A 13925-nucleotide genomic window follows, 5' to 3' on the forward strand; every position below is an offset into this window, starting at 1 on the left:
ATATGAAGAAGCACTCATTAGCCTAGACAAAGCTTTAGAATTTAAACTTAATGATGACTTGTCTGACCTCTATTATGTCTGGGAATGGCGAGGTATGACATTTAATAAACTGGGTCGATATGAAGAAGCGCTCATTAGCCTAGACAAAGCTTTGGAATTTAAACTTAATGATGACTTCTATCATGCTTGGATAAATCGAGGGATTGCTCTATTTAATTTAGGACGCAATGAAGAAGCGATTAACTCCTTTAACGAAGCTTTGAAAGTTAAACCTGATTCCTACTATCCTTGGAACTGGTATGGCTATGTGCTGAATGAATTAGGACGCGATGAAGATGCGATTACCTCCTATGAACAAGTATTAAAACTCAAACCAGATGACGATTATGCTTGGTTTGGTAAAGGGCAAGCTCTACAGAAATTAGGACGCAATGAAGAAGCAATCGCCGCCTACGATAAGGCACTGGAATTTAAGCCTGATTACCATGAAGCTTGGTACAATCGGGGAATTGCGCTAGGGAAATTAGGACGCAATGAAGATGCGATCACATCCCATAACAAAGCACTTGAGATTCAACCTGACTATCAAGATGCTTGGAACAACAGGGGGTTGGTGCTTAGGAAATTAGGACGCTATGAAGAAGAGATAGCCGCATACGATAAAGCACTTTCAATTCAACCTAATTACCACCTAGCTTGGTACAACAAAGCTTGCTGTTATGCACTTCAAGGTAATATTGAGCAGGCATTAGAAAATCTGCAACAAGCAATTAATCTTAGTCATGAAGAAGTTCGGGAAATGGTAGAAACTGATTCTGACTTTGATAACATTCGGGAAGATGAGCGCTTTCAAGCATTGATTCAAGGATAGATGATGAGCAATTAAAAAATTAACACTGACTTACTTCCTCATCAGATGAAAACAGACACGATTTTTTACAAACTCTTTCAGGAATTTCCTAATATCTTTTTTGAACTGATTGGAAAACCAGAAACAAATACAAATCTCTACGAATTCAAAAGCCAAGAAATCAAAGAAACTGGCTTCCGATTAGATGGAATATTTTTAACTCTAGAATCAACACCAGAAATTGCTGCCAACGAACCCATTTATTTCGTTGAAGTGCAATGTTATAAAGATAAACGCTTCTACGACAGATTATTTAGCAGTATTCTGCTTTACTTCTACCAATATCAACCAACCAACCCAAACTGGTATGCTATAGTCATTTTCGATGCTCGGACAAATGACGTAGACTTTCCCCAGCGTCTTAATTCATTCAGAGAATCTCATCTACGCTGCTTTTATCTGGATGAAATGGGAGAGGCACCATACCAATCATTAGGATTGGGAATTGTGAAGTTAATTGTCGAAGGCAAGCAAAAAGCACAAGAATCAGTCAAAAAACTAGTTAATCAAGCTAGAGAAGAAGTTAAAGATACAGCCATCCAAAGAAAAGTTTTAGAATTAATAGAGGCGATTCTGGTAAACAAGTTTCCTAATTTGAGCAGGGAGGAGGTAAAAGCAATGTTAAGTATGGAATTAATCAAGGGTACAAAAGTATATGAAGAGTTAAAAGAAGAAGCCAAAGAAGAAGTTAAAAGGGAAATGATAGCAAAACTTCTGCAACGTGGAATGAGTGTGCAAGAAGTGGCTGAAATATTAGAGTTAGATGTGGAAGTTATTAGAAATGTAGCAGGGGAGCAATCATAAGGTTTTTGAAAAATTGCTCCTTCCAAAGTCCCAACTTCTCAAAGGATACCGCTGGTGAATCAGGTGTAATACTCCTCGCTTATCCCACAATCCCGCCCTACACTGAACTGTAGGGCTAATAGCGTAAGTCCACTCAAGTGGACTGGAATATGCGGCTTAGTCTACTTCAGTAGACTTTAGCTATTAGCCAGAAAATGAATTCTCTGGCGGGTAGACAGCGAAACGAGGATTTATTCAGTTGTGGGCAATAACAAGGCAAGGCTTCCAGCCTGTGGGTGGTATGTCGGGTAAGCGAGAAAACTATTTGTATCAGCATTGAGGAAATTAATTACAGCTTACCTAAACTCCGATATTCCCAAGGATTAACAAACTTAGCATCGCCCCAAATCCCACGCTTTTGTTGCTGCGCTTCGGCTTCGGCTTGTTGCACTAAGTCTTTACTAGGACACTTATTTAAATAAGGACGATACACCTTTGCTAGTCCTTCCCGTAGCAAAACTTGTTGCACAAAAGTGCCATCTTTTAAGCGAACTTCTGCAACTTTTCTGCCATAGCGATCGCTATCGGTAATATTCAACGTGACGCGATCGCCTGCTTGTTTGACTAACTCCTGCACCCGTTCTTGCGCTTTCGCACCCCAAGTAAATTGATTGCGATCGCTGGCGCGTTTACTTTGCCTTTCTTTATTGGTATGTGGGACTTCTGGTGCATCCATGCAGGCAAAGCGGACGCTGAATTTATCGCCTTTAGAGTCTTTCACTGCTAACGTATCACCGTCACTGACTCGCTCAACCACATCTCCAGAAGGAGCAAAAAAGGGCAGGCGATCGCATCCCATCAAACCTAAAATAATTATTCCTGCACACAGCCAAATCAGTGCTTGTTTATTTAAATTCCGCATTCCCATGCACCAAATTACCTCTGGAGGATGATACTAGCAAAACGCCAGCCCTATCCTTGGTTTTGCAAGATTAGTATAAGAAATGTAACCTCCCATTAATCAGCGGGAATCTCCGATGAACTTCTTGACTTACCTCATGCACCTAGCTGGTTCGGGTGCTAGTGCTTATTACTCCGCCCTCCAGATCCGTGACTCCAAAACTCGCCCCGACATTCTCGCCAGATTTCAGTTAGCAGAATCGGGTTCCGTTCCGTTTCTCTCTGCACTAAGCGATCGCGCCGCTGCTGAAGGCGATACATGGCTAGCAGAAAAATTAGCAAAACACGCAGCAGACGAAACAAGACACGGTAAGATTTTTGCCCAGGCTTTAAAACAGCTAAATAAACAAGTTATAGATTTTAAGAGTCAACCGCCAAGCACATCCGAACGCAAATCACCACAACAACGCAGCCCTTTCTTTGCGACATTCTTTGAAGGCTACACTCCAGAACAGCTAAAACCTGCTGTGATTGACTGGGATGTCTTTATGGCTAGCACCTACATTCTAGAATTAGATGCCAGTAAAGACTTTGCGCGGATGGCGAATGTCTTACCTGATACAGATCCAAAGGCTCGCAACCTGAAAATTGGTATGTTGAGCATTGCTCAAGATGAAACCGGTCATGCAGCTTACCTCTACGAAGCAATGACACGCAGAATGTCTGCTAACCAAGTGCAGAAATTAGTAGATGAGTGGCGCACCCGCAAAGTAAACGCCTTGTTAGCAATGGTTGGTGGGATTCTCCAACGCAACAGCGAAACTCGTTCTTTAGTTCAAGATGGCGCGCCATCAGAAAGCGATTCTGAGTTGATAGTTGCTTAACGCTCTTTTATTAGTCTCGTCAGATTAAATTTACAACCCTATTTTGATGTTAGTCCGCGCAGGCGGACTTTGTTTGTTTAGCCGCGATTTCTAATCGCCTGGATTATTCTCTCTCAAGAGTCATAGAAAAGCGTTAAAACTTTTCTTTTTAAAATCAGGCAGATGGCAGAAGTTAACACAGAGAGAATTCTTCCAAGATAATTTCTTGCCATTTTGTCTTCTTTGCTGTCCTTCCAGCCTCTTTAGTTAGATTTATGTTTGTGACAAAAGTCATGGCTTTATTCGTGACTTTTGTCTGAATTATTTTTTTGCCAAAAGAGCTTTAATATAACTTGCATCTACCATTTGAAATTGAAGCTGTTACTAAGTTATAAGAGTCATAAACCAATAGTAACTGTCAATTAGCTAGGTCAAATTTAAAGGTGCTATCTGCTCAATTCTCTTCGCGACAATATATAAAAAATCACGGCTACAGATTAGCCAACCAGCAATTACTTTTACCGTTCCTTATGCTCTTAGAAGCTACTTGATAGTGGCTTCTTTTTCTTCCCTTTCTAACAATATATTTCATCAACGGATTGTCTTTATGAAAAGAATTCTGTCAACTTGTTTATTAGGTGTTGTGCTAGGTTCTAGCGTTTTAGCACAACCAGCCTCCGCTCAGATCCAAGTAATCCTTGGCGGGAATCAGCGACATGATTGGCGCGAACAACAATTAGAACGCCAACATAGATTAGAAGTTGAACGCGATCGCCAACATCGGTTAGAACTGGAACGCCAACGTCAACGTAGATTGGAACTGCAACGCGATCGCCAACGTAGACTAGAAATTGAACGTCAACGCGAACGTCAATATAGGTTAGAGCAGCGACGCAACTATCGCGATCGCTACTAATATATGTTGATTAACATTTAAAACAGCCAAAGGGGAGGTTTTTCACCTCCCCTTTTTGGGTTATTCAACAGCATAAAAATATTGCGATCGCAAGTATCAAATTCTTAACTTGGAGGCATTTTGCACTTGTTACAATTCTACTTATAGGATTTCTATTTGATTTTTCAAAATAATTCTGTATAAATCTATCTACCTTATTTCCTTACTTTTCCTGTTTCCTATTGCCTCCCTTTATGAGTAAGTTCATGAATCAAAAGAATAGCTATATAAGTTTGTGTATTTTCCCTGACGGCAATAGTAGTATGTGAAGTTAAGATTTTGGTAACTATTTATTATTAAATATATAAGATGGAACTACCGATTCTTTTAATTCTTTGTACTGGTAATTCCTGTCGCAGCCAAATGACAGAAGGGTTTTTAAGGGAATTAGCTGATGATTTATTCACAACCCAAAGTGCAGGAATGAATCCAGCCAAAGAAGTGCATCCTTTAGCTATTAAGGTGATGCAAGAGATAGGAATAGACATCTCTACAAACTCTTGTAAGCATATCAACCAGTTTCTTGACCAGAAAGTTGATACGGTAATCACAGTGTGCGATCATGCAGATCAAAGTTGCCCTACATTACCCTCATCGATTAAACGTCATCACTTTAGTTTTCCCGATCCTGCTGAAGCTACAGGAACTGAAACAGAAAAGCTGCAAGTATTCCGTCAGGTTCGTGATGATATTAGTAGGCTGCTTTTGGCGTATGTAGCAGGGAGACGTGATGCTCTCTAATTCTCTTTACAGGAGTTATGAGCATGGTAGTTAATTCACTTAGTTTACCCTTAACTATGTTTACTGCCTTGGCAAATCGCGCGGATTTATTGATGGCATTGACGGATAGATCTGGACGTATTCAATGGGTAAATGAAGCATTAGCTAAACGTGCAGATATCACCGCCGAACTGTTAATTGGAAAAAAGTTTTTTTCTGTACTTACTTCTAATGCTCAAATAAATATTCAACAAGCTTATATCCGCGAACAACTATTGAAAGGAGAAAGCTTTAAGTTTGAGCTTTCTTATTTATCGCATCAACAGAAAGAGCATTGGTTATTGGTAGATGGGCAGCCTATTCATAATGCAGAAGGCATAACCAGCCAATACGCTGTCATGGCTAATGATATTACTTTACGTAAGCGTACAGAAAAAGACTTAGAGCAAACTCGGCAGCGGTTGAAGCGGCTAGTAGAGAGTGTCAAATTAGTGCCTTGGGAAGCAGATGCTATCACTCACCAGTTTACTTATGTAGGGCCACAAGCCATAGATTTGTTTGGTTATGAATTAGAAGAATGGTATGAACCTGAATTTTGGTATTCACACATTCATCCACAAGATTTGCCTCGGGTTCTTAAGTATCACCAAGTCACTGCAACAGAACAAGATGATTACATAGTCGAGTATCGGTTATTGACTGCTGATGGCAGGTGGATTTGGGTAAAAGATATTGTGAATGTTGTGCGTTCTCAAGGTGAGGTAACGCAATTACTTGGTTTCATTATTGATATTAGCGAGCGCAAACAAACAGAACTGTCTTTGCAAGAAGCTTTAAGTAGGTTAGAACAAGCAAATCAGAATTTGGAAACACGGGTACAGCAACGTACTATTGCTTTGAGTAGAGAAAAAGAAAAATTAGAACAAACTTTACAGCAATTGCAGCAGGCTCAAAGCCAACTAATTCAGAGCGAAAAAATGTCCAGCTTAGGGCAACTTGTGGCTGGCGTTGCCCATGAAATTAATAATCCGGTTAACTTCATCTACGGCAACCTCAACCCTGCTACTGAATATGTCGAAGATTTACTGTATTTGTTGCAATGTTATCAGCAGCATTACCCCAATCCCACCTCTACATTGCAAGCAGAAATTGAAGAGATAGATCTCGATTTCATCATTGATGATTTACCTAAGCTGCTATCTTCTATGAAGGTTGGCGCTAACCGCATTCGGGAAATTGTTCTATCTCTTCGTACTTTCTCTCGCCTAGATGAAGCTGAAGTCAAAGAGGTGAATATTCACGATGGGATAGACAGTACTTTGATGATTCTGCAAAACCGCCTTAAACCTAAAACTGGCTATGCGCAAATTCAAGTCATTCAAGAATACGGCCAGCTACCCTTAGTAGAGTGCTATGCAGGACAACTTAACCAAGTGTTTATGAACATTCTTGTCAATGCTATAGACGCTTTGGAAGAATACGATCAAAAGCGATCGCCACAAGAAATAATAGAAAATCCCAGCCAGATCACTATCTGCACTGAATTTAGAGAGGGAGAGAAAGAAATTCAGAGTGGAGAGGAATCTTACACCCCCAACTCTGCATCTTCTATTGTGATTCGGATTATAGACAATGGCCCTGGTATTACTGAAGCAGTCTGCAATCGTTTGTTTGACCCCTTTTTTACTACCAAAAGTATTGGTAAAGGCACAGGGTTAGGCTTGTCTATTAGTTACCAAATTGTTGTTGAAAGACATCAAGGGCAACTAGAATGTTACTCCACCCCTGGTCATACAGAATTTGCGATTATGATTCCGCAACAGCAGATAAAAACGAAAGTTTAGCCAATTTATTCAACTACCTCATTCACGGGGAATCTATCAATTAGCTGCATAGCACGATAGGCATTGCGTTGCAGTGAGTCCGGTAAATTAGGAACGTGGGGGATTTGGGATAATAAATCCAACGTCCGGCGTAATATTCTGACTACATCGCCTTCATCTAAGGTGGTATTTTCACATAATTCTGTCCACTCTATTCCCAACGCCCATTTTTCAACTAAAGCAATTAACTCAAATTCTAACCATATAGGTAGCGCCACGTTATACCGCCGTTGCATTTGGAACATCTGGCGGCGAATTCCCCGTAATTTTGCCAAAGTTTCTACGACTTGATTACTGAGGTCGAAACGCACCTTACTATCTGGGCGGGGAGTTTCTGTCACCAAAGCTGCAACTGCTGCTGCTAAATGATGCGGATCTAAATTATTCAATTCACCACTGGCGAATACCAAACCCAACCACAACTCATTTTCTCCCCGGATGGCTGCGGCAACTTGCCCTAATGCCGTTGGTACTAAGTTATCTAAACAGCCAAAGTGCTGCAAAATTTCAATTAAATTGAGAAACTCTTCCCAATGATGCTGAGATTGTTGCTCGACTTGAGCTTGCAACAGCTGAAGTTCGGCTTCTAGTTCAACGTAACGTGCCTTACGTTTGAAAATAGATGCAGCATTGCCTGATTTATAGATAGGATGAGCTTCTAATTGCTCTTGTACGGCAGTTAAGCGACTAAGTTGTTCTGCAACTTCTGGGGGCATATATAGAGGCTCCCCTGATTCGGGAATCTGTTGAGCAACAGTTGCTGTTTGTTCATCACCACGGCGTATCTGTCCTGGTTTAAAAAGCAGATCTGATGGTGGCAAAATCTCAGGTGGTACATCTATTCGTGGCAGTTCTGCATACAAATCGACTATATCTTCAGTCGTCGCTACATACCAGCGATTATCCCGTCCCAAGCATACTAAGTAAGATGTTTGCTCAGAATCGGGGCTTTTTCCGATTAACACGGCTGATACTGGTGAAGGAACTGTGATGTTTTTACCTTTGAGACTCAACAGTGTCCCTGATACAGCAAAACCCAACATCATTCCCAGTTGTTCTTGTCGGTCTTCCTGCGCTTGTTGTTGCAGCGTTTTCAATATTTGGCGTTCTACTTTCAGCCGTTGTCGCAATTTTTCATAAACAGCGATTTCGTTTTCATCAACTGCGGCGATTTGCTCCTGAAGTTGCTCTAGTTGGGCTTGCAGTTCGGCAATCTCATCGTAATTTGGTCGTAAATGCAAGGTCGCCATGTACTGCCCAAAACTACGTTCTATTAGTTCTCTAGTTTGCTCCAAGGTGTGGGTTTGGAGCAGGTTCAGTACCATCCCGTAACTGGGGGTAAACTGGCTAACTAAAGGATCTGGTTTGGATGTTGCTAAATATGCAGCTTCTTTGGAGCCTTCAAAAGGAGTTTGTACTGTCACCACATGACCTTGTAGATCCATGCCTCGACGGCCAGCCCTTCCTGCCATTTGCAGGAATTCGGAAGCGTTCAACAGGCGGTGTCCGGTGTCGGTGCGCTTGGAAAGGGTGGATATGACAGTTGTGCGGGCAGGCATATTAATTCCTGCTGCCAGTGTTTCGGTGGCAAAGACTACCTTAATTAGCCCCTGCTGAAATAGTTCTTCTACTAACACTTTCCATGCAGGTAAAATTCCGGCATGGTGGGCAGCAATTCCTCGATAGAGGGGGGCAATTTGTCCAGAACGTCCGGCTTCGGGATTGCGGGTTAAAAAGTCATCAATTTGGCGGCGCAACACCTGGGATTCATCATTATTTACCAGCCATAAATCACCTACTTCTGCTACCGCTTTATCACATCCCCGGCGGCTAAAGATAAAGTAAATCGCGGGTAGCATATCCCTTTGCTGTAGCTGGCTCAAGGTATAGATGATACCAGGAGCTTCTGGCCTACCACCTCTGCCTTTGTCCCCTTGTCTCCTTTTACCCCGATTAGCAAGACGGGGATTAATTTTAGTTTTGTTGTCGTTAAGTAGGGGAAACAGCCCTTTAGGATTGCAAAAGTGAAATTCTAGGGGTACAGGGCGAAAATCGGAGTAAATTAAGTCAGTTGGCCCGTGAACGCGATTTAGCCAGTCGGTAAGTTGATCGCTATTCGCAACTGTTGCCGAAAGCGCTACTAATTGAACTTCACGGGGGCAATAGATGATAGATTCTTCCCAAACAGTTCCCCGTTGGCGATCGTTCATATAGTGGCACTCATCTAGTACCACAGCTTCTACATCTACCAGAGAAATGCCGATTTGCCCTATGGGTGTGCCATAGAGCATATTGCGGAAAATTTCTGTGGTCATTACGAGAATCGGTGCATCTCTGTTAATGGAGGCATCTCCAGTTAACAGTCCGACAAGATCAAACCCGAATTTCTCGCGAAAGTCACGTAATTTTTGATTCGACAGCGCCTTTAAAGGAGTAGTGTAAAAAACACGTTTTCCTCGCGCCAGAGCACGATAAATAGCGTATTCGCCTACTAATGTTTTGCCCGAACCTGTGGGCGCACAGACAACTACAGATCGCCCAGCATTGAGGGAGGCGATCGCGTCTTTTTGGAATTGATCCAAATTAAACGGAAATATTGACTCTAGGTCAAGTTCTGGGGACGGTGCGGGATAATTCACTCAATCACATTTGCAACCAGACTGTTTACTATATTAACGGCTATATTGTCAACTTCGTCATTTAGTCATTGGTCATTGGTTTTTCACAAAGGACAAATGACAAAACTCTATTTGCCAAGTTCTTGCGATCGCTCTGTAGCTGCTTTAACTGCTTGAATTAAAGCTGAGCGAAAGGCTGCTTTTTCTAGCTGGGCAATACCAGCAATTGTTGTACCTCCTGGACTTGTTACACGGTCTTTAAGTTCTGCGGGGTGCATTTTACTTTCATGCAACAGCGTGGCTGTTCCTAGAACAGTTTGCAGGGCTAGTTGGTTGGCGATCGCTCTGGGCAAACCTGCTGCTACTCCCCCATCAGCGAGTGCTTCTACCATCAGTGCCACGTAAGCAGGTCCACTCCCGGATAGCCCTGTAACTGCATCCATCAGGGTTTCGGCAACTTCTACAACTTCCCCAACAGCCGAAAAAACTTGCTGTGCTATTTGGTGGTGTTTCGCATTAGTGTAAGCACCTAAGCAAATTGCAGTAATTCCTGCTCCTACTGTGGCGGGTGTATTGGGCATGGCTCTAATTACTGGTAATTGCGGAAACGCAGCTTCTAGCTGACCTAAAGTTACACCTGCCAAAATAGAGATTACTAGAGGTGAATTTTCCTTCATTGTAATCTCGATGATCTCTGCCAATTCTTGAGCGATCGCACTGAACACCTGAGGTTTCACTGCTAACAATACAACTTCCCTACTTTGGCCCAAAATCAGGCGGTTATCTGTAGTGACGCTCACGTCGTATTGCTGTTTTAAAAAATTTTGCCGCGAGGGCTGCGGTTCGCTGACTATGACTTCTGATGGGTGATAAATTCCACGCGCAATAAGGCGGGATAACAGCGCTTCTCCCATTACCCCACCACCGATTAAGCCAAATTTAGTAGTCATTAATTAGTCATTAGCCATTAGTCGTTGGTCATTTGTCAATGGTCAATAGTCATTAGTTAAGGTAATCAGGACTATTGACTATGAACTAATGACTAATTTAACTTTATTGCGCTGCCATCCGGTTAACTTCGGTGCCCCATGTTGGAGTTGCACCTGGGGTACGTGGACGTGCTGGTGGTTGCGGTACTTCATGAATAACTCCACCGTGAGTGCTAACTTGCACACAGCTTGGTGTAAACAAAAAGATGCTTTCTCCAATGCGCTCTTGATGTCCATCTAATGCGTAAGTACCACCTGCGACAAAATCTACTGCCCGTTGAGCTTGATCCGGGTCCATAATAGTTAAATTTAATACTACAGACTTGCGCTCACGCAAAGCTTGAATTGCCTGGGGCATTTCTTCAAAAGTGCGTGGTTCAAGTACTAATACTTCAGAAATTCCGTTAATTGCTCCTGGCATACCTATCACATTCCCCATTGACTTTGACCCTGTTGCTACATCATTACCCATTGTAGGCATGGGTTCCCGCCAACGTCGATTCTGAGTTGCAGGTTCTGGTGGCGCTGGTTGGACGTTCTCTTCTTGATAGAGATTTTGGTAGCTTTCGGCCTCTGGTTCTTCTTCGTAATATTCGTATTCTACTTGCTCATTGAGTCCGACAAAGTCTCTAAGTTTAGAAAATATATTGTTCATTTTGTTCGCTCCTGGTGCAAATTACTTTTATGTTTACCTGGCGATAAATCAGTGTAGCCGACTTTTATCGCTACACAAGGGGCTTATTCAGCAATTCTATTACTAGCTGTAGCTTCTATTACTGGTTTAAGTGAGGAACAGACGCTTCTGAAAACATCTGGACATTACCTAGCCGCGATAATGAGTCAAGATTATATACTAATGTCTCTCCAAATGTAAGTTCCAATCACCCCGTATTTATTGAGTATTGCTTTTAGTAAAACTATATTTTTTGTTACCTATTGCAATATTTAGTTTAAGAACTTATCTCAAAAGCTGATGATACAAAGACCATCAGCTATTAACCAATCTTCTAAGGGCGATCCCCGAACAAGATGGTTCCTAACCTTACCATAGTTGTACCTGCTTGTACTGCTATTTGGTAGTCACCTGACATCCCCATTGAAAGGTGCTGCATTTTAATATGCGACCAGTCCTGTTCCCTAATGGTTTTTGCTAGGTTACGAGTAGTATTAAATACATTAAAAATTTCCGCCTCATCTAATCCTAAAGGCGGAATTGTCATTAAACCCTGAATTTGTAAATTTTTATATTGATTTATTACAGGTAAATCAGCTAACAGTTGTGGCACAGTCCAACCCGACTTGTTGGGATCGGGAAGAATCTTGACTTGCAAACAAATTTGAGGATTCACTCCTAACTGTAGTGCTAAATGGTTTAAGCGCTCCGCCAATTGCAAATTGTCTACGGAGTGAATCCATTGAAATTGTTCTAGGGCTTTTTTGGCTTTATTGCTTTGTAAATGTCCAATAAAGTGCCAGGTAATATCAGATAAATCTTGTAACTCGGCTTGTTTACTGGCGGCTTCTTGAATCCGGCTTTCACCAAAATCACGTATTCCTGCGGCATACGCAGAGCGGATGATTTCCGCAGGAATCGTTTTGCTAACTGCAATCAGCCGAACTGAAGATGGTATAGAGGAGCGAATTTTAGAAATACGTTCGCTAATCGAACTACTCATTGGAAGGTGCGTTGGAAAACACTCTGAAGCTGATCGTACTCCTGTGACTGCCCTGTGCGACGCAGAGTACGCAAGCGATTTTCCAGCATCATTCTTGCTTCAGTACGCCCGATAGGCTGAAATTTTATACCTTTAATGTCATTTGTTACTAAAAAAAATAAGCGCTGGGCATAAAGTGTAGTGAAAAGATCCTGGGTCTCATCAACCATACAGATCCTGTAAAGTAAGCCCCAAGTTGGATGATTAATGTAAGTTTCTGCGTTTTCTGGATTCATTTAGGAGTCAAGGTTGGCGTCTGTAATATATTTTTTCGCAGTTTTAGTACCAACATTCAGACGATGATAACTCCCTTTCGTCAGAATATTTGTGCAAACTTATGCGAAATTCAATAATGTTTGCTGTTTAGTGGCGGTTGTGAAGTCCTTGATCTAGTTAGTCATGGATAGATGAAGCTAATAGTAGACAGAGAGCAATAATGGCGATTTGTTGTGGGGAAGCTACACTGATCTGCTATGCAGGACTAAGCTCAGAAAAGTTTTTGCCATCTATCTACCGTTGAGAAGGTCTAGGAGATGCGCCGTGCGATGTTTCTCAAGGTAAAGGTCAGCGCTTAGACTTTTGTTGGCATAAACCTCTCTCTATGCTGCCATAATTTTTGTCTGTTGGCACACAATAGCCAAAGGTAGACTATTCATAATTCAGCATGTTGAGTGCTATAAGTTGCGCTTGAGCTTTGTGCAGAGATTCATACCATTCTCTCTCAGGATCGCTGTCTGCGACAATACCCGCGCCAACTTGTCCCCAAACAGTTCTGAGTTCTGAATTGCCTTTCTTCTCCTGCACCTCTTCGACGGGAGCGAGTAACAAGGTACGAATTAAGATATTTAAATCTAGGTTACCCCGCCAATCTAAATACCCACAGGAACCATAGAATAAACTGCGTCGCACAGGTTCTAGTTCTTCAATAATTTCCATGCAGCGAACTTTGGGACACCCTGTAATTGTGCCGCCAGGGAAGAGAGCACGAATTAAATCAATGGCAGTGCGTAGACGCTCCGCGTCTTGCCGTAAGGCATCGCATCTTAAGCGACCTTTAACGTTGCTGACAAGGTGCATAACGTGGCTATATCGCTCAATTGTCAACAATTCATCAACACGAACCGTACCCCATTCACAAACTCGCCCTAAATCATTGCGTTCTAGATCCACCAGCATGATGTGTTCGGCACGTTCTTTGCTATTGCTGAGTAAATCTTGTGCTAGCTGAATGTCTTGCTCTGGCGTGATCCCACGTGCTCGCGTCCCCGCAATTGGTCGAGTTTCGGCTTCACCATTTTGCAACAACACCAACCGTTCTGGAGAACAACTCATGACTTCTCCCCAAGGTGTATGCCAATAGCTAGCAAAAGGCGAAGGATTGATGCGTTGCAATGCTAGGTAAATTGACCATCCAGAAGCTGCTGTTGCTGCTTCAAAGCGTAATGAAAGATTCGCCTGAAAAATGTCTCCCGCCTGAATGTATTTTTTCGCTTGGTTAACGGCTGTTTCATAATCTGCTTGGGATGTACAGAAATGAGGGGAGAGGCGGGAGGAAGGGGGGACAAGGAGAGGGGGGGACAAGGGGAGAG

The 13925-nt window shown here is 42.3% G+C and carries 13 protein-coding genes; 6 read left to right on the plus strand and 7 right to left on the minus strand.

Annotation, left to right across the window (positions count from 1 at the left end; translation table 11 throughout):
* A partial coding sequence (locus BV372_RS29200; RefSeq protein WP_143845368.1) for a tetratricopeptide repeat protein occupies positions 1-871 on the plus strand: 871 nt, incomplete at its 5' end.
* Between the two features lie 45 nt (positions 872-916).
* Positions 917-1714 (plus strand): Rpn family recombination-promoting nuclease/putative transposase, encoded by a 798-nt coding sequence (locus BV372_RS29205; RefSeq protein WP_086690132.1) that lies wholly within the window; start codon positions 917-919, stop codon positions 1712-1714.
* Positions 1715-2042: 328 nt separating this feature from the next.
* On the opposite strand, the gene BV372_RS29210 is transcribed toward BV372_RS29205, so the two are convergent.
* Positions 2043-2615, minus strand: a complete 573-nt coding sequence (locus tag BV372_RS29210) for a thermonuclease family protein (RefSeq protein ID WP_086690134.1) — start codon at positions 2613-2615, stop codon at positions 2043-2045.
* A gap of 115 nt (positions 2616-2730) precedes the next feature.
* Between BV372_RS29210 and BV372_RS29215 the strand changes: the two genes are divergently transcribed.
* The 4 genes from BV372_RS29215 to BV372_RS29230 all read left to right on the plus strand — a co-directional run bounded on the left by BV372_RS29215 (position 2731) and on the right by BV372_RS29230 (position 6975).
* Positions 2731-3477, plus strand: a complete 747-nt coding sequence (locus BV372_RS29215; protein WP_086690136.1) for a ferritin-like domain-containing protein — start codon at positions 2731-2733, stop codon at positions 3475-3477.
* A gap of 586 nt (positions 3478-4063) precedes the next feature.
* Positions 4064-4372 carry a hypothetical protein gene (locus BV372_RS29220; RefSeq protein WP_086690138.1) on the plus strand — a complete coding sequence of 103 codons (309 nt, stop codon included), beginning with the start codon at positions 4064-4066 and terminating at the stop codon, positions 4370-4372.
* Between the two features lie 348 nt (positions 4373-4720).
* Positions 4721-5152 (plus strand): arsenate reductase ArsC, encoded by a 432-nt coding sequence (locus tag BV372_RS29225; RefSeq protein ID WP_086690140.1) that lies wholly within the window; start codon positions 4721-4723, stop codon positions 5150-5152.
* Between the two features lie 23 nt (positions 5153-5175).
* A complete protein-coding gene (locus BV372_RS29230; RefSeq protein ID WP_086690142.1) occupies positions 5176-6975 on the plus strand; it encodes a PAS domain S-box protein in 1800 nt (599 codons plus the stop codon).
* A gap of 5 nt (positions 6976-6980) precedes the next feature.
* Here BV372_RS29230 and BV372_RS29235 read toward each other — a convergent pair whose 3' ends face one another.
* From BV372_RS29235 to BV372_RS29260, 6 genes are all read right to left on the minus strand, one after another.
* Positions 6981-9653, minus strand: coding sequence for an RNA helicase (locus tag BV372_RS29235; RefSeq protein WP_086690144.1), 2673 nt, complete (start codon positions 9651-9653; stop codon positions 6981-6983).
* Between the two features lie 107 nt (positions 9654-9760).
* Positions 9761-10582, minus strand: a complete 822-nt coding sequence (gene proC, locus BV372_RS29240; protein WP_086690146.1) for a pyrroline-5-carboxylate reductase — start codon at positions 10580-10582, stop codon at positions 9761-9763.
* A 103-nt stretch (positions 10583-10685) separates the two neighbouring features.
* Positions 10686-11276, minus strand: a complete 591-nt coding sequence (locus tag BV372_RS29245) for a cell division protein SepF (RefSeq protein ID WP_086690148.1) — start codon at positions 11274-11276, stop codon at positions 10686-10688.
* A gap of 352 nt (positions 11277-11628) precedes the next feature.
* Entirely contained in the window at positions 11629-12297 is a 669-nt protein-coding gene (locus tag BV372_RS29250) for a YggS family pyridoxal phosphate-dependent enzyme (RefSeq protein ID WP_086690150.1), read from the minus strand.
* Positions 12294-12572 carry a transcriptional coactivator PipX gene (gene pipX, locus BV372_RS29255; protein WP_086690153.1) on the minus strand — a complete coding sequence of 93 codons (279 nt, stop codon included), beginning with the start codon at positions 12570-12572 and terminating at the stop codon, positions 12294-12296. The genes BV372_RS29250 and pipX overlap by 4 nt, the downstream gene beginning before the upstream one ends.
* Before the next feature lie 412 nt (positions 12573-12984).
* On the minus strand, positions 12985-13925 hold a 941-nt coding region (locus tag BV372_RS29260; protein WP_179198272.1), incomplete at its 5' end, for a chorismate-binding protein.

It is taken from the genome of Nostoc sp. T09 (genome assembly GCF_002154695.1).
In the GTDB taxonomy this organism is placed as follows: domain Bacteria; phylum Cyanobacteriota; class Cyanobacteriia; order Cyanobacteriales; family Nostocaceae; genus Aulosira.